This is a genomic window from Desertivirga xinjiangensis (assembly GCF_024436435.1).
Lineage (GTDB): Bacteria > Bacteroidota > Bacteroidia > Sphingobacteriales > Sphingobacteriaceae > Desertivirga > Desertivirga xinjiangensis.
The window spans coordinates 201,315-223,712 of sequence record NZ_JAFMZP010000004.1; the positions used below are offsets into that span (position 1 = coordinate 201,315).

The 22,398-nt window shown below is 43.3% G+C and carries 16 protein-coding genes; 13 read left to right on the forward strand and 3 right to left on the reverse strand.

Annotation, left to right across the window (positions count from 1 at the left end; translation table 11 throughout):
* The first annotated feature begins 9 nt into the window (after positions 1-9).
* The 5 genes from J3P37_RS12170 to cysQ all read left to right on the forward strand — a co-directional run bounded on the left by J3P37_RS12170 (position 10) and on the right by cysQ (position 6,178).
* The gene (locus J3P37_RS12170) at positions 10-1,578 is read left to right on the forward strand and encodes a RagB/SusD family nutrient uptake outer membrane protein (RefSeq protein ID WP_256011461.1); all 1,569 of its coding nucleotides are present in this window, start codon (positions 10-12) and stop codon (positions 1,576-1,578) included.
* Between the two features lie 114 nt (positions 1,579-1,692).
* Entirely contained in the window at positions 1,693-3,108 is a 1,416-nt protein-coding gene (locus J3P37_RS12175; RefSeq protein WP_256011462.1) for an aryl-sulfate sulfotransferase, read from the forward strand.
* 25 nt (positions 3,109-3,133) lie between these two features.
* Positions 3,134-4,396, forward strand: a complete 1,263-nt coding sequence (gene chrA, locus J3P37_RS12180; protein WP_256011463.1) for a chromate efflux transporter — start codon at positions 3,134-3,136, stop codon at positions 4,394-4,396.
* Positions 4,397-4,398: 2 nt separating this feature from the next.
* Positions 4,399-5,424, forward strand: coding sequence for a sulfotransferase family protein (locus J3P37_RS12185; protein ID WP_256011465.1), 1,026 nt, complete (start codon positions 4,399-4,401; stop codon positions 5,422-5,424).
* Complete coding sequence (gene cysQ / locus J3P37_RS12190; RefSeq protein ID WP_256011466.1) at positions 5,408-6,178, forward strand: 3'(2'),5'-bisphosphate nucleotidase CysQ; 771 nt, start codon at positions 5,408-5,410, stop codon at positions 6,176-6,178. Before J3P37_RS12185 ends, cysQ begins: the two co-directional genes overlap by 17 nt.
* 2 nt (positions 6,179-6,180) lie before the next feature.
* Here the strand turns inward: cysQ and cysC are convergent, their stop codons facing one another.
* Positions 6,181-6,729 (reverse strand): adenylyl-sulfate kinase, encoded by a 549-nt coding sequence (cysC, locus tag J3P37_RS12195; RefSeq protein ID WP_256011467.1) that lies wholly within the window; start codon positions 6,727-6,729, stop codon positions 6,181-6,183.
* 560 nt (positions 6,730-7,289) lie between these two features.
* On the opposite strand from cysC, the gene J3P37_RS12200 reads away from it, so the two are divergent.
* A complete protein-coding gene (locus J3P37_RS12200; RefSeq protein WP_256011468.1) occupies positions 7,290-9,902 on the forward strand; it encodes a TonB-dependent receptor in 2,613 nt (870 codons plus the stop codon).
* A gap of 160 nt (positions 9,903-10,062) precedes the next feature.
* On the opposite strand, the gene J3P37_RS12205 is transcribed toward J3P37_RS12200, so the two are convergent.
* Together J3P37_RS12205 and J3P37_RS12210 are read right to left on the reverse strand one after the other, a co-directional pair.
* Positions 10,063-10,923: a DUF4886 domain-containing protein gene (locus J3P37_RS12205; RefSeq protein ID WP_256011469.1), complete on the reverse strand. Its 861-nt coding sequence runs from the start codon at positions 10,921-10,923 to the stop codon at positions 10,063-10,065.
* Between the two features lie 76 nt (positions 10,924-10,999).
* Positions 11,000-11,590, reverse strand: a complete 591-nt coding sequence (locus J3P37_RS12210; protein WP_256011470.1) for a biliverdin-producing heme oxygenase — start codon at positions 11,588-11,590, stop codon at positions 11,000-11,002.
* A 132-nt stretch (positions 11,591-11,722) separates the two neighbouring features.
* On the opposite strand from J3P37_RS12210, the gene J3P37_RS12215 reads away from it, so the two are divergent.
* The 7 genes from J3P37_RS12215 (at position 11,723) to J3P37_RS12245 (ending at position 22,383) form a co-directional block, all read left to right on the forward strand.
* Complete coding sequence (locus J3P37_RS12215; RefSeq protein WP_256011471.1) at positions 11,723-12,586, forward strand: SdiA-regulated domain-containing protein; 864 nt, start codon at positions 11,723-11,725, stop codon at positions 12,584-12,586.
* Between the two features lie 65 nt (positions 12,587-12,651).
* A complete protein-coding gene (locus J3P37_RS12220; protein WP_256011473.1) occupies positions 12,652-13,338 on the forward strand; it encodes a response regulator transcription factor in 687 nt (228 codons plus the stop codon).
* Entirely contained in the window at positions 13,325-14,596 is a 1,272-nt protein-coding gene (locus J3P37_RS12225; protein WP_256011474.1) for a sensor histidine kinase, read from the forward strand. Before J3P37_RS12220 ends, J3P37_RS12225 begins: the two co-directional genes overlap by 14 nt.
* Positions 14,597-14,684: 88 nt before the next feature.
* A complete protein-coding gene (locus tag J3P37_RS12230; RefSeq protein WP_256011475.1) occupies positions 14,685-15,131 on the forward strand; it encodes a PepSY-like domain-containing protein in 447 nt (148 codons plus the stop codon).
* A gap of 697 nt (positions 15,132-15,828) precedes the next feature.
* Positions 15,829-19,014, forward strand: a complete 3,186-nt coding sequence (locus J3P37_RS12235; protein ID WP_256011476.1) for a SusC/RagA family TonB-linked outer membrane protein — start codon at positions 15,829-15,831, stop codon at positions 19,012-19,014.
* Positions 19,015-19,033: 19 nt separating this feature from the next.
* Positions 19,034-20,809, forward strand: coding sequence for a RagB/SusD family nutrient uptake outer membrane protein (locus J3P37_RS12240; RefSeq protein ID WP_256011477.1), 1,776 nt, complete (start codon positions 19,034-19,036; stop codon positions 20,807-20,809).
* 17 nt (positions 20,810-20,826) lie between these two features.
* Positions 20,827-22,383, forward strand: coding sequence for a DUF4957 domain-containing protein (locus J3P37_RS12245; RefSeq protein ID WP_256011478.1), 1,557 nt, complete (start codon positions 20,827-20,829; stop codon positions 22,381-22,383).
* The last annotated feature ends 15 nt before the right edge of the window (positions 22,384-22,398 follow it).

The following is a 22,398-nucleotide window of genomic DNA, read 5'->3' on the forward strand; positions in this document are numbered from 1 at the left end:
ATTAATGCAATGAGGACTAAAAAAAATATATTTCTTATAGCAGCCATTACTGCTTGTGTGGTATTTGCCTGCGAAAAAGGACTTGATGAAGAAACGTTTTCAGTTTTTGACGCCAACACACTGTCAAAACCGGTAAATGGCGATCAGGCCGTTATAGGAACCTATGCAGCGCTCAAAGATAACGGGGGATATGGATATTATGCGGGGTACCTGTACTGGCTGTATGAATATCCAGCCGATGTGGTAACAACCACTTTAACTGCCCGTCAGGGAGTTCAATTGGATCAGCTAACCTATGACGCCAGCAATTCGGCCATAGGCGATGTATGGACGAGTATCTATAGGCTTATATCCCGTGCGAACGAGTCGGAGGAACTGATCAGTAACATTGATTATGTAGGTAACGGGTCGACCGATAAGTTGAAGAATCAGCATTTGGCCGAAGTCAGGTTCCTGCGTGCCCTGGCTTACTATGACGCAACATCCCTATGGGGAAGTGTGCCCTTGCTGAACAAGCCTTCTTCACAATTTTCAGAGGCCGACGAAAATCCGCCACTTGAAGATCAGGCTACCATAGAAGCGGCAATGATCGCCGACCTGCAATTTGCAGAAGAGAACCTGCCTCCTTCATATGGCGCTTCCGAGGTCGCCAGGGCCACCTCGGGAGCTGCAAAAGCATTGCTGGGACGCCTTTATATAAGAAGACTGGAATGGGACAATGCTGCTAAAAAATTAGAAGAAGTAATTGATAAAGGATATGACCTTCGCAATCAATCAGAAGGCGGCATTGTTTCGCTTTTTTCAAGGGACAACCGTTCTGATAATGAGTTTATTTTTGTGCTTAAGTCCTCGAGCGAGACGGGTGCTTATACCATCAACTCGAACAGTTTTGGTCAGAATTCTACGCCCTGGGATTATAACAGGGGCTGGGGTAACTTCCCTTTAAATCTTTCATTTTATTCGATATTTAATCCGGCAGACGCACGGCGAGACCTACTGACGGGTAAATTTACTACCATCTATGGTCAGATAATGGCTGTTCCTAAAGAGTACGGAGGCGAGGCTGAAGCTGCAGATAAAGATACCCTGGTGGCGAATTTTGTTTATAACCTTAAATATCCGCATACCGGAAATTATAATTATTCAGGCTTCAATAACGTGACGGTCATTCGTTATGCTGATGTATTGCTTATGAGAGCCGAAGCATTGAATGAGCTGAATGGTCCAAATCAGGAAAGCATCAACCTTATAAATGAGGTAAGAACGAGAAGTAATTTGCCTGGATATTTATTGAGTAATTTTACATCAAAAGCTGCTTTACGTGATGCCATCTTTGAAGAGCGACATAAAGAGTTCTTTATGGAAGGTCGTCGTCGCGACGATTTGATCCGCTGGGGAAAATCTGCAAGTAATGGTGTGAACCCCTTGTTGAAATTTAAGGAAAAAGTTGTACCTACACTTAAAAACCCTACAACTTACTCTGATGCGGTAAATTATGTATATTATCCTTACCCTCAGATCGAAATTCAAAGTAACACATCACTGAATTCAGGCGTGAATGCAGGTCGTGTAAAATAATAACAACACATGAAGTAGATAGTCCTACAGATTGTGTATCTTGAAAAAAAGATACTGTGTAACGCAGTATCTTTTTCCTGCTTAAAAAAATAAAACTTACCAGTGATAAGGGGGATGAAAAAAAAGAAAATATGGCTAATACTGGCTGGTTTACTGGTATGTCTGCTTCTGTTATTTAGAACATCAATAGAGGATAGATTTATCCCATTGAAGGTAAAGAACATTGAACTGATGAAACTTCCTTCTAACCGTTTACGATTCCCGGTAAATATAAATGCAAGCACCGGCTGTGACGCAGTTATCCAATACTGGAAAAAAGGGTCAAAGGATACCTTATATTCTACGGTTTCTTATGGAAAGCAACGACATCAGCTTTATATCACTAATACGGTAGCCCGCACGTCGTACCGTTTCAGGGTGATGCTGAAGAAGGGCAAAGAAATTGCCTGCAGTAAGATCTACCCTCTGGAAACACAACCTATCTATCAGGCTACGCCTTATTTTAGTTTGGAACGTTCTGATCCCTCCGTGGATGAAGAGCTGAAAAATAAATACTTCTTAACACAGATCCTCACCCAGCCGGGTTCAGTAGTGATCATAGATCGCACCGGCGAAATCGTATGGTATGAGGCGTTTCAGAAAGGGGTAAAAGTGAGCCATTGGACCAAAGACAGAACGGTCCTTTGTATTGTTGGACCGGAAAAAATACCCTCCTCAGGCGGAGATGAGATCGTAGAACTGGCAATGGATGGAGGGGTGCTTACTCACTTCAAAAAAGGGAAAGGAGAGATGGATAAATTGGTTCATCATGAGGTAAGAAAGGACAAGGAAGGTAATATCTACAGCCTCACCTTCACCAAAAAGCTCGCTGATCTTTCTTCCGTTAAGGGCAAAAAGAAGGATACCCTGAACGGCGATGGAATTGTGCTTTTCTCTAAACAAGGCAAAAAGCTTTGGGAATGGTCGGTATTAGATCATCTTGATCCTTTAAAAGATCCGGAAATACTGAAGCATAAAAAAGACTGGGTTCATGCAAACTCACTTTACAGACTAGAGAACGGTGATTTCCTAATGTCTTTCCGAGATCTTAACCAGGTTTGGAAAATTGATTTTAAGACAGGAAAAGTATTATGGAAGCTGGGCGAGAAAGGCGACTTTACCCTGGACCCAAAACTGTTTTTCAGTGCTCAGCATTACGCACACCCGGTTCTTAATAAGAGCCTTATGATTCTGGATAATGGCGATAAAACGCATATCTCTCGGGCAATGATATTCAACCTGGATACACAGAATATGGTAGCAAATGCTGAAAGAATAGTGGCACTGCCTCCTGAATATTATACTACTGCCAAGGGCAGTGCCGGTTTATTCGGAGTAAAGAAAGACAAGTTTCTTTTCTGTTTGACCGACCCGAGAGCGTTTCTAATCACAGACATGAAAGGAAAAATACTCTGGAAAGTCAGGGTAGGGGGAGATCCGTACCGTGTTGAAGAAATTTCTGACTTCCGAAATCCGAAACCTGTTTTTTGACGATATGATGGGAAAGGTTTTTAATATGGAACATCCTGCAGCACTGCAATCTGGTGTTCAGAATAAGACGCAGCTGGTAGGGCTGGATTACCTTTTCTTTACCTTCTTTAAAATAGGACTTATATCCTTTGGTGGGCACATGGCCTTGGTTTCTGTCATTCAGAGGATCATGGTAGAGAAAGATAAGGTTCTCGAAAATGAATTTATTCTGAACAGTATCGGCATTGCCAGTTTCCTGCCCGGACCACTGGCCGTTAATGTAGTGGGACAAACAGGTTATCATCTGCGGAAAACCAGCGGAGCCATCGTAAGTACCGTAGCAGTTATCTTGCCGGCCTTCCTGATCATCGTAGGGCTGGCCTGGTTATATTTCTCGCAGGGACAGGCATCAACCTGGAAAGTAGGAATGACGTATGTAGCTGGTGTAGTTGCTGCTGTGATCCTTACTTCCGGGATTACTTTGTTCATAAAAGAAGTGCAAGGCAATCAGAAAAAAATGCTGCTGTTTGCTGCTGCGCTGCTGACATTACTACTTTACAGCAATTACTTCGCTACGATAGCAGTGTTGCTTGGCGGTGCCTTTGCCGGAGTTTTGTTACAGGTGGCACCCGTCTCTGTCAAAGCCGTTTCTGCCGGTTCACACCACATAGAGGATTGTATATCAAAAAAGAAAGAGCTCCGGTTAATTGCAGACCGCATATTTATGCTTTTACTCGCCCTTAACCAGGTTTTGTTCTTCTCGAATCTTTCACGGCAGGTCAGTCCCCTGAATCTGCGGCTCATAACCATTTTTGCAGGCATAAGCCTTTCACTTTTTGGCGGCGGCTATGTAATGATACCTATTATGGAGGCTCTTTTTGTGAAAGATCTGCACTGGCTAAGTAGCCGCGAGTTTGTGGATGCCATTGCGTTCAGCCAGGCAACTCCGGGCCCAATCCTTATCAGCGCGGCATTTATAGGCTATAAGATATCAGGCGTCCTGGGAGCGCTGCTGGCAACTGCAGCTATATTTACCCCTTCGGTATTTCTTGTGATCAAGGTAAGCAGTTTCATAGGAAGGTTCAGGGAAAGCAACCTTCTAAGCAATATGCTTGGGGGTATTAAAGCAGTTGTTGTGGCTTTGATACTAGTTTCGGCCTACAGGATAATTTTACCGGAAAAGTTGGGTCTTATCCTTTTCGCGACTCTTCTCATTTCATTTACTTTGAATTTTCGCTATAAAGTGAGCCCGGTTTACCTTGTCGCCGGCGCAATTCTTTTTGGCGTACTAAACTATACTATCAGTTAGCTATGGAAAATATTTCAGGCATTCAGATCATCGGTACTCAACGCTCAGGATCTAATCTTTTGAGGGTAATACTAGACCAGTCGGAAGAGATTGCCTCTCCGCATCCGCCGCATTTACTCATCACATTTTTACCCTTACTTCCGTTATATGGGACTTTGAATGAATCCTCCTACAGAACCCTGGTGGATGATGTGGTTGAGTATGTAAAGGCTAACCCGGTTCCATGGGAGGGAGTAATCCTGGACAAAGAGAAGATCTTCAGCTCCTCAAAAAACTATTCGCTGCCCGAATTAAATCGTCTGGTCTACGAAGCTGCTGCCGAAGCCAAGCATTCCAGGTACTGGTGCTGCAAAAGTATGGCCAATGTTCATCACGCAGATGAGCTTGAAGCTGCGGGTTTAAATCTTAAATATGTTTACCTTTTCAGGGATGGGCGGGATGTAGCCGCATCCTTCAAAAAAGCAGTAGTTGGCGAAAAACACAGCTACCATCTGGCAAAGCAGTGGACGAAAGACCAGGAAGCGTGCTTAAAACTGGAAGCACAACTTGATCCGGCCCGTTTTTATAAGCTCAATTATGAAACATTGATAGCCGAACCGGAAACTACGGTAAAAAGCCTTTGCCATTTTCTCGATATTACGTATTCAGAAAAAATGCTTTCTTTCTATGAATCCAGAACGTCAAAACTTACAGCCGAAGCAGGTGAAATGTGGAGCAATCTTAAGAAGCCGATCATCAAGGATAATACAGGGAAATATTTAGATGCGTTTAAAGAGGACGATCTTGAGATCTTTGAATCCCTTGCCGGAGGAGTCTTAAAAAAATTAGGTTATCAACTCAATACCGAGACAAGCAGCGAAAGACGTTCAGTGCTTTTTTCTCAAGACAAGATAGGGCTCTATGATCAGATGAATTCAGAATTGAAGAAACACACACTTCAGACCGCAAAGCCTGATGATTTGGAAAACAGAAAGCCTCAGGAGCAAATTTTAAAAGCTATAAAGAACAGGTATGAAGCCAGAAATTAAACCGATTTTAAAAATTGCCGTTGAAGCGGGAAAAGCCATAATGTCTGTTTACGGAGATGAAGAAGCTTTCTCTGCCGTAACCTATAAGGAAGACAGTTCACCGCTTACTGTTGCCGATAAGTTATCTCATAACATCATTGCGAAGGGACTTTCAGCCCTTTACCCGGACATACCGGTTCTTTCCGAGGAAGGTTCAGATATCGAGTTCCAGCTACGCAAAGATTGGGAATATTACTGGTGTGTTGATCCTCTTGACGGAACCAAAGAGTTTATTAACCGCAACGGAGAGTTCACCGTTAATATAGCCCTTATTCACCGAAATCACCCGGTGCTTGGAGTGATTTATATCCCCTGTCAAAATTTGCTTTATTATGCAGATGCGTCCGGTTGCTTTAAGCAAACTCCACAAAAGGAACCAATTCCGATAAAAGCAGATCTTAAAGCTCAGGCATGGATTGCGCTAGGTAGCCGGTCTCATTCAGATACCACTGAAAATGATTTTCTAAGAGCATATCCGGTAACTGGGCTTCTTAGCGCAGGCAGCTCACTGAAGTTCTGCTTGATAGCAGAGGGGAAAGCCCATATTTATTACCGCAAGGGCCCAACTATGGAGTGGGATACCGCTGCCGGTCATGCTATTGCCTTAAGTAGTGGCGCAATATTTACTAATTCTGATGGTACCCCCTTTTTATACAATAAGCCCTCTCTCAAAAACGGAAGTTTTGTTTGCCAGATACTTGCAGTGCCTTCTTAGGATTAAACAGGTTTAACATCCTTAATGGCTTTTTCAAACACCATTCTGGCACATTCTATTGCCGGAATGGTATGAGTAGCCAGGGTCATAACGCCAGGCTGGGGCCTTTCAAAAACAGAGTCGTACCCTGTAAAGCTCTCGATCTTATGCTGCCGGGCTTTCTTATACAAGCCCTTTACATCCCTTTGTTCACAAATCTCAATCGGACAATCCACAAATACTTCCAGAAGATTATCTCCTAAAATATCGCGGGCAATACTTCGGTGGCTATTAAGTGGAGTGATTAGAGAACAGATAGTAATTATGTTATTGCAGCAAAGAATCTTTGCTATTTCCGACGTCCGGCGGATGTTTTCGGCTCTGCCTTCGTCCGTAAAGCCAAGACCTGCGTTTATACCCTCCCTCAATTGATCACCATCAAGTCTTACACAAAACAGGTTTTCCTGACTAAACATTTCGTCCAGTAAAGAAGCGATAGTGCTTTTTCCAGCGCCCGACAATCCAAACAACCAAATAGTCTTTCCATTTTGCCCTGGTAATTTTTTATGCATCTCCTCTAATTTAAACAAAATTTTCGTATTCAATTATTAGCTGGGAGTTTGGACCAGGTCCCTTGTGTTGAACTCCTGCTTTGCTGTATTTTCCACTTGTAACCATTGAGCCGCGTGAAGTTGTATTTTATCACCCTCGTGCTTTTTTACGGAATCCGAATAATCATGTGATTGGTTTTCTTGTTGAAATACTTCCAATTTTTTGCGCGCAGCAGAAAAAAATAGAGCACATTTTTAGTACCATATCAGAGCTGTTTGATCAAAATTAGCATGGATTAACCAAAATAGATTTCCTGGGATCCTGAAAACATGACTATTTGCAGGATAAGGGAAGCTTGAGTAAAAAAAATTTGCAGTTATGAAAAAGCAAAGTATCTTTGTCTATCAGTTCTATAGATTATATAAGCAAACCCAACATGAAATGAAGAAGCAAATAACAAGTTCAGTTTCCCAGACTTATTCAGGCAGCACTCTGTGTTGCGGCTGCTGTCGTTAGCAGTTTGTTTGCTTCTCTTACAATTACTCTCAATTTTTACTAATCTCATCAAATAATCATAATAATGAAACGTACATCATATGCACTAAAACTTCTACTACTATTTGCCCTTTTAGGTCAGCTTACCCCTTTATTTGCCCAGCATACCCTTGTCGGGAATGTAAGAGACAGCAAAGGACCTTTAGCTGGGGCTAATGTGCTGGTAAGAGGTACCAAGTCCTCTGTCATCACAGATTCCATAGGTAATTTCAGGCTTAGAGTAAGCGCCGAGACGCCATTTTACCTTAGGGTCAGTTTTATTGGTTATAAGCCTCAGGATTTTCAGGTTCTCAAATTCCAGGATACGCCCTTACAGATAACACTGATAGACGATGCTCTGCTCGAAGAAGTAGTTGTTACCTCCAGGCGTCGTTCAGAAGTATTGCAAAACGTACCCATTCCTATCTCGGTAGTGGGCGGTTCTCAGATCGAGCAGGCCGGCGCATTCAACGTTAACCGTGCGAAAGAACTTATTCCTTCCGTCCAGCTTTATACTTCCAATCCACGCAATACCGGAATTAATATCCGTGGAATCGGTTCTCCGTTCGGACTTACTAACGATGGCCTTGATCCCGGTGTTGGTTTTTACGTAGATGGTGTATATTATGCACGTCCCGCAGCCGCTACCCTTGATTTTATTGATGTTGAACGTATAGAGGTACTCCGTGGCCCTCAGGGAACTTTGTTTGGTAAGAATACCAGTGCCGGAGCCTTTAACATTGTGACTCGTAAAGCAAGTTTCATTCCGGAGGCCTCTTTCGAGACCAGCTTCGGAAATTATGGATTTATCCAGGCGAAAGCTTCTGTATCAGGGCCCTTGAGTAGCAAACTTGCAGGGAGACTTTCGTTTTCAGGCACGCAACGCGATGGTTTGGTTGATAACGTCAAAACTGGCGTAGCAACGAACGATATCAATAACTTAGGTTTCCGTGCGCAATTGCTTTACAAGCCTTCAGAAAATGTTTCCATTACGCTTGCCGGTGATGTAAGTGATCAAAAACCTGATGGTTATGCACAAGTTGTTGCCGGGGTTGTTACCACGAAGCGTCCTGCTTATCGCCAGTTCAATGCGATAATTTCTGATCTTGGCTATTCATTGCCAAGCTTAAATGCTTTTGATCGTAAAATAGATCATGATACACCATGGAGATCAGGTAATCAATTGGGCGGAGCGTCTTTAAACGCTGAGATAAAACTAGGTCCCGGTACCTTGACATCTACTTCAGCATGGCGCTATTGGGATTGGAAGCCATCTAATGACAGGGATTTCACAGGTCTGCCTGTATTAGCTAAATCGCAAAATCCGGCAAAACACGAAAACTGGTCGCAAGAAGTTCGTTATGCCGGAGAGATTTCCGACAGGCTTAGTGGTGTAGTTGGCTTGTTTTATATCGATCAGGAAGTCAAAATTAACGGTACTGAAGAATCGGGTTCAGCTCAGGCACGTTTCTCAAAAAGTTCAACCGGCGCAAATGCAAACACTCCAGGCATAACTAACGACGAGCTGTGGGCTACCCCGGGCCTTCTGGAAGGATATGGTATTTATACAACAGCTTCTATCAAATCTCAGAGTGCTGCAGCATTTGCCAGCCTTGACTGGGAATTCTTTAAAGGGTTCCACATACTGCCAGGTGTTCGTATCAACTATGATAATAAGGATGTAAGTTATGATCGCGCTGCAAGAGGCGGTCTTGATGTTGCTGCAAGCAGTTATAGCGCTGCAGTAAAAACAGAACTGCAAAAAATAAAGAACGGAGTATATAGCAGCCAGGCTTATGAAACCAGCGCTGACGAGAGAAATTTCACCTATTCGGTTACTGCTGCGTACAAACCAGGCAGAAGACTTAACGCCTTTGCTACGTATTCCACAAGCTTTAAGCCGGTTGGTGTAAACGTGGCCGGTCTGCCCTCTCCTGAAGCAGGCAAAACTATATTAGACTACGCGGTGATCAAACCTGAAACCACAAAGCATTATGAGTTTGGAATAAAGAGTACCCCAATAAATCATCTAACTCTGAATGTAGCATTTCATAATTCAGATATTAAAGACTACCAGACAAACGTTCAGTCTCCTGATTTGACCGTTAACCGTGGTTACATCGCCAATGCGGAGAAAGTGAACGTTAAGGGCGTAGAGGTGGATGCCAGCTTTAGAGCCAGTCAATCATTCAATTTCTATGGTGCAGCGGCTTATACAGATGCAAAATACGGTCGTTTTACAAACGCACCTCTTCCACTAGAAGAGACTGGATTATCACCATCATTTAAAGATATCTCCGGAGGACGCCTTCCGGGGATTTCTAAATGGGCCGGATCATTTGGCGGTGAGTTTAGTACTCCTGCTAAGTTCTTCAGGCGCGAAGCGAAATTCTTTACAGCAATCGACGGAGCTTACCGTTCTGAATTCTCATCAAGCCCATCTCCGTCAGCATATCTGAACATCGATGGATATACGCTTGTAAACGGTAGGCTGGGCTATAGATCAGTAGCTGGCTTATCCGCCTTTGTTTGGGGTCGTAACTTATTCAATAAAGATTACTTCGAGCAATTATTGCCCGCTGGTGGTAATGCAGGTCACTATGCTGCAGTTCTTGGAGATCAAAGAACATTCGGGATAACTTTGAGATACACCCTGTAAGAGGATCAAAGGCGGCATCAGCAAGAAAGCCATCTATTATTGGGCTTTTAAAAAAAATTAAATAAGCACACGTGGCACGAGTGCGCTAGCAAGTGCAAATATGCTCGCTCGCTGGCGCACTCGTGCCACGTGTGCCTCTTATGCTCAACAAACCAAAACTTTACAACTTAAACTTCTCCATAGAAGTTACTTTGTTTCGCTTCTTCATAGCAAAATGAGCCGCATGCTGAGCAATATCAGCTTGTGCCTTGGTAATTGTAGAAGGAATATAACTGTTTCCAACAGCACTCTTACCCGTAAGCGCTTCGAGCCAGGTGCATGCCGCTGTATACCTTCCATAAGTTAACTGCAAATGGTACCCATCCCTGGTAAGGCTATCACCAATGGCGCTTGTTCTCGCATTCTGTATAGCCGTTCCTGCAGGTATCAGCATATCCAGAGGTTTAACATCTTTAAATACAGATCTAGTAGCTTTTACAATTGCTTTATACATTTCATCCTGGTTCTTATTATAGTTGACAAAGCCCTTGTGTGGAGAACTCTTGGAGTAAGCCCAGGTACGATGTAAAATATATTTAACCTTTGGATTACGGGCCCTTTGCTGAACATAATCGAGCAGGTTCGTCAGATACGGAAAATAACTTTCTTGCATGCCGGAGTACGGGCTAGCTTGCTGAAAACTAATGTAATCCCAGGGCTCATCTTTAATACAAAACTCCATGGTTTGATTAGCAGTCACCGTCTTTTTACCACCCACAATCTTCCTGTAAGAATACTTTGCAGCATTCGAAGCAGCGTTTTTACTATGAGTCTGGAGAGAACAGCCGCCGATATAGACGTTTCCTATAACCAGACTATCGCCCGCAGCCTTTGCCAGGTCATAGAGATAATTCTCAACGGCGTCCTCGGAAAAGCTGTTTCCAATAGTTAATACCTTAATTACGTCCTTAGCGTTAGCGCCCAAACTGCAAAAAACGATAAGCAACAAGGCGGCAACATGTTTACGAAAATAGATCTTCATGAAAATTTACTTTATATGATATTTATTAGTGGTTATTTGGTGAAAATAACGACGTAATATATGAAAAATCGTAAAACTAAATGGTGGATGATGGTCTAGGCACAGCCTTCGCCACTTCCACTTCACCAAACACATCTCCAAAGCGAAGAAAGGTATCGTGCGCACTTTGTATGACCAGCGCTTCTTCGTTCTCACTTTTTGCGATGTTATTAAGTACCTCCGTAAACAACGCCCATTTTTGTCCCGACGCTTCACCGTAGCCGCTGAAGAAAGAGAAACCTTTACTTAACCCTGCCTTTTCCAGCATTTGTACAATATAAGGACCGCCCATAATTGAACCCTCCAGCACATAAAGTGCCCCGATAGCCTGCGGGATATTATTTATCGCTGGTGTAAGGCAATCAGGCAGTTCATCCACGCAGGCACCCAAAGCTTCAATATCGGCTTTTATATAAGATGAATTGCGCCGTTCTGCAAGGTCAGGCAATATTTCAGTTGTAATATATGGGGCCACCGCCTTCTCCACAGCATTGAAATAAGCATAGAAATGTGTTAACAGATTAGCATAGTCTGCTTCATTGCGAATTGCTTTGATACGCAATACAACCTTTTTTTCCACTTGCTGGTGTGGAACCCTGGTGGCTTCTTTAATTTTCGTACTTAACATATTCTGAAGTAAAAATGATCAATCTATCTGGCTATAACGTAAGTAGAGCTCAATTTTGATGCTCAGCAGTAAATAATTCCCAATTCTTTCCAGTATTCGGGCGTATCTTGCTTTATTAATTAACCGAAGAATATGCGGACAGCAATTTTTATAACAGCTTTTATTGTCATATCGACAGTCACAGCTTTTCTGATACGACTAAGTGGAGAAGCCAAAAAGGCGGATTCACCTGAGAAATCCCAGACCATAGGAATTAACCCTCCGGTAAAAAATCGCTGGGAACTTCCGGACGTTTTAAAAGAAATATCCGGGATAGATTTCCTTGACCAGGATCGCGTAGCATGTATTCAGGATGAAGCAGGGACAATATTCATTTATAACCTTCGCAGTAGCAAAATTGAAAAGGAGATTCCTTTTGCCGGCGACGGCGATTATGAAGGTATCGCTCTTCATGGGCATGATGCTTATGTGCTGCGTTCCGACGGGCGGATATTCGAGGTAGCTAATTTCATGAAGGACGCCAAAGTTCAGGAATACTTAACTCCACTTACAGCAAAACATGACACAGAGGGCTTATCCCTGGATAAAAAGAATAACCGCCTGCTGATTACAATAAAAGGATATGAGCCGGATCAAAAAGATTTCAAGGGCGTTTATGCATTCAATCTCTCCACTCGTCAGCTAGAGAAAGAACCGGTATTCAAGGTTGATCTGAACCACCCCCACCTGGAAGGGTTTAAGAAGAAGAAAAAAGCAAGCTTTAACCCTTCTGATATTGCCTTGCATCCGGGGAAGGATGAAATCTATCTTGTAGAAGGTTCCAAGCCAAAGATCCTGATAATGGATTTTTCAGGCAACATAAACAGAGTCCAGGAATTTGAGGGTGCAGATTTTACACAACCCGAAGGTATCGCTTTTGCTCCGGATGGGACCCTGTATATTTCTAACGAAGGGAAAGATAAAAAGGGGAACATCCTTCATGTGAGCGATTTTTGATTCAGAAATCTGAGGGGTGCTACTCTTAACTCAACAATTTTGTTCGATTTTACTTTATTTGAATAATGAAAGTATTAATTGTTGAGGACGAACCTGAAATGCTCGAAGTAATTGCACAGGCCCTTGAGCAAGAAGATCTCCTGGTAGAAAAGGCGACGGATTATTTCTCCGCTCTGCATAAAATTGTTTCGTATGAATACGATTGTATAATTCTCGACATTTCACTTCCGGGAGGGTCAGGTCTGGCTTTGCTAAAAGAGCTTAAGAATATGCAGAAAACCGAGGGTGTGCTTATTGTGTCAGCTAAAGATTCGGTTGATGATAAGGTTATAGGCTTGCAGGCCGGTGCCGATGATTATCTTTCAAAGCCCTTTCATCAGGCAGAACTGATCGCGCGGACTAAAGCCATTTTAAGGCGTAAAAATTCATTTTCCTTAACGCTTTTAAACGTGTCTGACCTGTCGGTCGATACCGAAAGCCGGCAAGTACAGGCGAATGGCTCAGAGCTTCAGTTGAACCGTAAGGAATACGAAATATTACTGTATCTGTGCGTAAATAGCGGACGCCTGGTAAGCCGCACAGCCCTGGCAGAAAAGGTTTGGGGAGATAATGTTGATATAGCCGATAACTTTGACTTTATTTATTCCCAAATTAAAAACCTGCGAAAGAAACTAAAAGAGTCCGGTTCAACGGTAAAGATTGAGGCTGTTTATGGTATAGGCTACAAACTCACAGCCAATGAAGCTACTTAATTATACCAGTTCATGGTTTGCGCTGCTTCTGCTTATCATCATTCCGGTTTGGGCGGGTGTGTTTTATTTTACCATACTGGATGAAATTTACGACAGTATGGATGACGGCCTTGAAAATCAGAAGATACTGGTAATAGAAAAAGCATATCAGGACTCAAGTATTGTCAACAAACAGACGTTTGGAGAAGGGTACTACGCTTTTACGCCCGTTGATCCGGAAAAAGCGTTGAAATTTCAAGATATCTACCTGGATACCCTGATGTACATGAAGAATGAGGATGAGTTCGAGCCGGTACGCATGCTGAAGACAGCATTTCATCTAAACGGTCATTACTATCATCTTCGCCTCATTACTTCCATGGTTGAGGAAGATGATCTCATTTCTGTATTACTATATGCACTGGCTGGGCTTTATATCGGGCTGGTTTGCACAATTTTGATTTTAAATCAGCTGCTCATCAAACGTGTGTGGCTGCCGTTTTATGGGTTGATTGACAAACTAAAGCACTTTAAGCTTAATGGTCCTGATACTTTTGTTCCTCCTCCCACGAAAATTGATGAATTCATTTTATTGAACTCAACCGTTCGGAAACTGATCCAGTCCAACATCGACACCTATCAAAGTCAAAAACAGTTTACTGAAAATGCTTCACATGAATTGCAGACTCCGCTTGCAATCGGGATTAATAAACTCGAGCTGCTGGCGCAGGAAGCAGATCTGAAGCCTCAACAGGCAGCTTACATCGAATCGGCAATGAACAACCTCGAACGCATGAAGCGTTTGAACTCCTCCCTGCTTTTGATGTCGAAAATTGAAAACAACCAGTTTGGTGACCGCGTGGCAGTAAACGTCAATCAAACCGTCTATCAGCTTTTGGAAGACCTGACAGACATGGTGGAATACCGGCAGATAACCATTCAGACACATGATCATATGGAACTGATATGGGAGTTGAACAAGGGGCTCGCCGACATTCTGCTAAGCAACCTCCTTAAAAATGCAATATTTCATAATAAACCAGGAGGGCAGATAACCATTCAATTCAGTAATGGGGTGCTAAAGATCAGCAATAACGGAGAACCTCGGGAGTTGGACCGGAACCAGATATTCGAACGCTTCTATAAAGGCAGTGAATCTACCAGCCGTTCCGGCCTGGGCCTGGCGATTGCACGGGTGATAGCCCAGAACTGTAGGCTTATTTTAGATTATGAATATGATGCAGTAAGCTATACGCATTCTTTTACTCTGACCCAATAGAGATACTAACCATATTCCCAATTCTTTCCAGTTTCGGCCGATATCTTTACAGAATAATATTAAGGTTTTATCTTTTAATAAATTGCAAATGAAAAAGTTAATATTGAATTCGATAGCAGGTTTGGCCACCTTCGCTGCCTGCAGTCAGGATATTCCTGCAACTGAAGTTCCTTCCGTAGTTGTGAATGCATTTAATTCAAGCTTTAAAAACGCTACGGATGTCGAGTGGGAAAAACATAATAATTTGTATGAGGTCGATTTTGAGATCAACCGTACTGATTTTACGGCCCTTATTGATCCTAAAGGTGCGTTGGTAATGAAGAGACAGGATTTGCCTGCACGATCAATTCCCTTGCCTGTGAAGTCGGCAGTCAACGCCAAATACAAAGGCTATAGGATCGATGATGCCGACCTCCTGGAAAAAGCAGGTAAACGATATTACCAGTTAGAACTGGAAGGAAATGGTAAAATGGATCAAAAAATAGTACTGACAGATACTGGGGCTGAAACTTCCGATATTAAATATTGGGATTGATCCAGCCCATGACCGCGCTAATGGTCCGGCCACGTTCAGACCATTAGGCGCTGTCATCTTGTTCACTTAGGTTTTGTTCCTTCCTGCTGGATCAGTAATTCATAGCTTCGCTAGCGCACTCGTGTCGCGTAGTGCTCAACCATCAAACACTTTAAATTCTCCTTTCATGCAGAGCTTAACGACCCAGTCATCTTTTAGTTAATATCTCATTTCCCTCCTTCTTCAACCAGTGATTTATGGCCATTCCTGCTCAAAAAAACCGATTTTCTGCACGATTGTTCCAATGGGAAATATAACCCGCATTTTGGTATTTGTAACCCTTTGTTAGCTTGTGGTTTATTGTGCCATTGCGGGTGTACTGATCTATCTTTGTATTACCAATAAAGCCAAAACAACCAATTTATATGCGCGAAATTTTACAAGCATCTAGTCCTATGTGGGATTTGATTTGCAATTCCCCCTCTGTCGCTTTTATTCAAAAACACATTCCTCCGGAATTTCCGGTTGCTCCTGATACAGACAGTTGAGTCCGAATTTTTGCATCTGTTTCTATTAGAAATGCTATAGCCAGTAAGGTCGTGCATCTATCAGATCCGGTTAAACCTTGTACGGCTTTTAAAGTATCGGTCATACGAACAATGTGTATCGTAAAATTTAATCTTAATCAATTACAATATACCTGAAATCAATCTTTATTATGAGAAAAGTAAACCTATTACTCTGTGCGCTGCTTGTCCATGTGGCGGCATTCTCGCAGACCCGCCTCATAACCGGGAAGGTTACCGATAAGAGCGGGGAGACCCTTATCGGAGTAAGTGTAAACATCAAAGGCACCCAAAAGGGTGCCAGTACCGATGCCAGTGGTGCCTTTAAACTGAATATTCCTACAGAAGGAAGTACTACCCTTGTTTTTACCTATATAGGTTATAAAACGAAAGAGTTACAGGCCGGTACACAAACCCAGTTAAACGTAGTGCTGGAGGAATCCACTAATAGTCTGGAAGAAGTGGTGGTTATTGGTTACGGTTCCGTTAGAAAGAAAGACTTAACCGGTGCTGTAGGAACCGTAAGTGCGGATGTAATTGCCGCTGCCCCGGTTTCATCCGCCTTGGAGGCGATCTCTGGACGGGTCGCCGGTGTACATATTGCCACAACTGAAGGTTCCCCAGATGCTGAAATGTCTGTAAGGGTTCGGGGCGGAACATCGATCACCAGTGACAATACCCCGCTTTTTATTGTGGATGGATTCCCTGTAAACTCTATAGCCGACATCGCTCCTCAGGATATCGAAAGTATAAGTATTTTGAAAGATGCCTCTTCTACTGCGATCTATGGTGCACGGGGAGCAAACGGAGTAGTTCTGGTGACAACCAAGGGTGGGACAGGCGGAAAAACCAGTATAAGTTATAACGCTTTTACCGGCACAAGGAAACTGGCAAAAAAACTAGATGTCCTTTCACCATTGGACTATGCAACCTGGCAGTACGAGCGAGCTCTTCTGGCCGAACAACCTGAGAATTATACAAAATATTTTGGAAATTATCAGGATATAGACATGTATGCCAACGCTCCGGCCAACGACTGGCAGGATCTGGTTTTTGGACGTACTGGAACTACTTTTAACCAAAACCTCAATATCAGTGGAGGAGGCGAAAAAACTAAATTCAGCCTGAGTCACAGCTATGTGAAGGATAAAGCTATTATGCAGCTTTCCGGGTTTCAGAGGCACAATGTGAATTTCAAGCTTAATCACAAGCTTTACGATAAACTTGTGCTGGATTTTAGCGCCAGGTATGCTGATACCAGAACCGAAGGTGGTGGTGCCAACGAGCAGAATGAAAAATCTTCTGCAGATTCACGTTTGAAATATGCGATGATCTATCCTTCGATCCCTGTCTCCGGGCTAACCAACTCGACTGAAACAGATGACGCATTTAACTTATATAACCCACTCGTGGCACTTTCAGACAATGACCAGTTTGTGCAGCGAAAAACATATAATCTAAACGGAGCTTTAACCTACGAACTCGTCAAAGATCTAAAATTGCGTTCTGAGGTTGGCTACGACGGTTTTAGGGACGATCAGGATCGCTTCTACGGAGCGACGACCTATTATGTTTCAAATATACCTGCGGAAGGAGATAAAGGACTTCCTGCGCTTATTTTTACAAACACAAACCGTAATGGATTCCGCAATACGAATACATTAAACTACGATCTGAAAAAGTTCCTGAATAAAGACCACCGTCTTAATGTGATGTTGGGGCAGGAATATCTGATTAGAAAAGAATTGGTTGCTACAAATGTGGTACACGGCTTTCCGTCGACCTTTGACTTTGCTGATGCACGCAGACTATCCACTCAGGGAACACCAAATTCCATTCAGAACTTCTTCCAGCCTGATTATAAGATATTCTCACTTTTTGGCCGCGCAAGTTATGATTTCAAAGGAAAGTACCTGCTAACGACGACATTCAGGGCTGATGGATCGTCTAAATTTGTGGAGCCTAATCGCTGGGGTTATTTTCCATCCGCCTCGGCTGCATGGAGAATCTCGCAGGAGGAATTTATGGAAGGTACTAAATCATGGTTGAATGATCTGAAGATCCGCGCTAGCTATGGTGTTGCAGGAAATGATAACATCCCCTTAGGTGTTTCTCGTCCTGCGATGATTAACTCCAATACCACATGGGTTAGCGGGTTTGACAGCTATTGGGCTGCGTCAAAAACAATGCCCAACGAAACTCTGAAGTGGGAAACCACCACTACAAGGAACATAGGTGCAGACATTTCAGCTTTCAACGGACGCCTTAACGGAACCATTGATGCCTACCTGAATAATACCACGGACCTCTTGCTGGGGGTATTGATAGGAGGAACAGGCTATGATGTTCAGTACCGTAACGTCGGCGAAACGCAAAATAAGGGTTTGGAGCTTTCACTTAGTTATAACGCTATTAAACAAAAAAACTTTGACCTGAGTGTAAATGCTAATATCTCATTCAATCGCAATAAGGTGATTGATCTTGCAGGAATGCTCAGTTATCCGGGATCCTCAGATTGGGCGTCCACTGAGATAGGTGTGGATTACCGGCTTTTCGAGGGCTCGCCGATCGGACAGATCTGGGGCTATCAGAATGACGGAAGATATGAGGTGTCAGATTTTTCAGGCTACGATGCTGCTGCCGAGAAATGGCTTTTGAAGGACGGGGTAGCCGATGCTTCTGCGGTGGTTGGAACTATCCGCCCGGGCACCATGAAGCTTAAAGACCTGGACGGAGACGGTAAAGTGCTCCAGTCTGATCTTGACAAAACCCGGATCGGTAACACTTTACCCTTAAATACCGGTGGTTTTTCGATCAATTCTCGCATTTTCAACTTTGATTTGAGCGCTTATTTCAACTGGAGTTATGGTAACGATGTTTACAATGCCAATAAAATCGAGTACACATCAACCAGTAAGTATCATTCACGTAATATGATCTCTGTAATGGAGAGCGGGCAGCGCTGGACAAACCTCCGTGCTGATGGAACCCTGAGTAATGATCCTGCGGAGCTGGAGGCAATGAATGCAAATACTTCACTTTGGTCGCCTTATATGAGCCGTTTTGTATTAAGCGATTGGGGAGTGGAAGATGGCTCTTTTTTAAGATTGGGAACACTCACTCTTGGTTACACTTTGCCAAAAGCTATTACAAGCAAACTGAAAATGGGATCGGTTAGATTCTACGCTTCCGGTTATAATTTATGGTTATTGACAAATTACAGCGGCTTTGATCCGGAAGTATCCACCAGACGCAGAACTCAGCTTACTCCGGGTGTTGACTACTCCGCTTATCCAAAAAGCCGCTCTTACTTATTCGGTTTAAATGTGAATTTCTAATGATCCAACAATTATGGTGATGAAAACAATTAAAAATATTTCGTTGATGGCTGCAGGGCTTATCGTTTTAAGCAGCTGTAAAGATATGCTGGATGCCCCTACTAAATCTGCTATGGAAGAATCGGTGATATACTCAACGCCAGGCCTGGCGGAAGGCATCATCCCCGGAATACTCCAGTCTTTTGGCGAAACGAACTCTTATCGGGGCCGTTTCCTTGTATACTACGGGATAAACACCGATACAGAAGTATCTAACAGTTTAAAAAATACAACAGACGATAAGGCAAGACTTGCTAACTACGATGCGGATGCCTTTAACTCCCAGATGAACACCGACAATAATGCTTACGCGAAGTTCTATGAAGGTATCGAGCGGGCTAATCTGGCTATAGCCGGGATCAGAAGGTTCGGAAATGTGACGGAAGATGCAGCCATGGGACGTGTACTGGGAGAGATATTAACGCTCAGGGCCGTTCTATATAATGATCTGATCAAGGGTTGGGGAGATGTGCCGGCAAGGTTTGAACCCATAACCCTGGCTACGGCTTACCTGCCCAGATCAGATCGTGATACCATTTACAAGCAAGTTCTGGCAGACCTTGACGAGGCAGCAGGCTATTTACCCTGGCCTAAGGAATCTGGTGCAGCATCGGTTGAGCGGGTTAACAAAGCCTTTGCCAAGGGCCTGAGGGCCAGGATGGCGTTGGCAGCGGGTGGATATGCATACAGGCTGGACGGAACCATTCGTTTGAGCACCGATCCTGAGCTTTCGAGAGACAAAATGTACGCTATCGCTAAAAAAGAGTGTTTGGATATCATCGGTAGCAAATCGTTGAGATTGCTTGGATTTGAGGAAGTTTTTCGGAAATTAAACGAAGAAGCAGGCGAAGCAGGACTTGAATCTATGTGGGAAATTCCATTTAGCGCCGGCAGGGGAAGGGTAATCTTCGACCTGGGTGTGAGACATACTAATCCTGATAAATATACCAAGCAAGCCAAAGGTGGTACAGACGGACCCAATCCAATCATGCTTTATGAATATGAAAAAGATGATGTGCGGCGCGACGTAACAATTGTTCCTTACGAATGGACAGACGGAATTCAGGTTCCATCTTCACTAAGCCGCCTTTATTTTGGAAAATATCGTTACGAATGGATGAAAAGGATTGTAAGTTCCGACAATGATGATGGCTTGAACTGGATGTATATGCGATACGCCGATGTGTTACTTATGGCCGCTGAAGCAATAAACGAAATTGATGGTCCGGCCGCAGCAGCTCCGTATCTCAGAGAGGTTCGCGAAAGAGCATTTCCTGATAATTTGCAAAAGGTAACCGACTACATGAACCTGGTTACAGGGTCAAAGGAAAGATTTTTTGAGGCTATCGTCGATGAACGTGCGTTAGAGTTTACCGGTGAGATGTTAAGGAAGGCTGATCTGATCCGCTGGAACATGCTGGATACGAAACTTCAGGAAGCCAAAACAAAACTGGAGCAACTAGAAAATAGACAAGGCAAATATTCAAATCTTCCTGCAAAGATTTACTATAGAACCCGGCCTAATGGAGAAACCGTGGAGATCTACGGACTGAACTTCGGTGATACGGATGGACAAGGCACTGCTCTGGGTTACACCGCCAGCAAAACCTGGACCTTAACAGCCTCGGATGATAAGACCACTTATTGGAATGCTCTTTTTGTAAAAGATCCAAACAAGCAGCAGGTATGGCCCATCTGGCAGTATTTTATCGACAATTCAAACAATACACTGGATAACAAACACCTCGGATTATAAATCGTAATTCATAAGATATGAATATCAACAAGGTCATAATTGCTGCCTGCATGTTTGCAGTATCAGCAACCTTCACAGCATGTCAGGACGACGACTTGGTGGAGATAAAAACATTAGAAACAGAAAGATTATTTTCGCCGACAGACTTAACGGTTAATGTGATAAATAAACTCGATGCGCGACTTCGCTGGGTGCCTGTAAACAATGCAGAGTCTTACACAATAGAATTTTCTGAGAATGCTGATTTCTCAGGAACTCCGGTAAGAAGTATTGAGAATATTTCGAAGGATGAAATTCCCTACACCGTGACCGGATTTAGTGGCGAAACGGAATATTTTGTACGGGTTAAAGCCGTTGGGAAAGAAATCGCAGAATCAAAGTGGATCACTGGGTCTTTTCAAACAGATCCTGAACAGATCTTTTCTAATGTCGATCTGGAAAAGATGGCTGCAAACTCGGTTACCCTTAACTGGACTCCGGGAGAAACCGCCAGCTCCATCGTCATCACGCCGGGAAACATAAGCCATACCGTTACTGCACAAGAAATTGCGGCTGGTGAAGCAACAGTTTCCGGATTGACCGGTGATACGGAGTATACTGCAAAGTTAATGAACGGCAACAAAGTTAGAGGAACCAGAACCTTTACAACGCTGATTGATCTTAATACTGTAACCGTTGTGCTACCGGGAGAAGATCTTGCGAGTAAAATAGCGAACGCTACTGCCGGGCAGACCTTTGGTTTGGTGTCGGGCACTTACAATGTCAACGCGGATGCAATTGTAAGTAAATCAATATCCCTAAAAGGCGCCAGACCAACAGACCGGCCGATTGTAAAGGGGCTGACTCTAAGGCTCAAAGCAAATGCTGGTTTAACCCTGAAAGACCTGATTTTAGATGGCACCGGTTCCAATGGTAACCAGGCAATCCTCTATGACGAGGCCCTGAATGATGCTTATGCTCCATTATCCGTAAGAGACTGCGAAATCAAAAATTATGATAAAGGACTGATGTATGTAAGTGTTAAAGCTTTGATAGAGTCGGTAACATTCAGGGGTAACGTAATTTCTGGTATTGTAGGTAACGGAGGGGATTTTATTGATTTTAGAAATGGAATTGCGAAAACCTTATTATTCGAAAATAATACCGTTTATAACAGTGTCCATGCGAGAGATCTGTTCAGGATGGATTCGGGTGGTTCCACAAACTTCGGTTCAGTTACAAGTATCATCACTATCCGGTCGAACACATTTAACGATGTATCTAATGGTACTTCCAACAGGGTGCTTTATATCCGGCTCGCGAAACACGAGATTCATTTTACAAAAAATATTATTGCTAATACGAATGGCCAGTATACTAACAGCTCAGCTACGACTATAACTACTATGGCCAACAATAACTATTTCAATGCACCTAATTTTATGGGAAGCACAAGCTCGAATGCCAAAAATGATGTTAGCCCTACCAGAACCACTTTGGATCCGGAATTTGCGAATGCTGCAGCAGGTGATTTTACCATCGGCAATGAGGATTTAAAAAGTGCAGGTGTCGGAGACCCCAGATGGATCGAGTAACTGATATCGATCTAC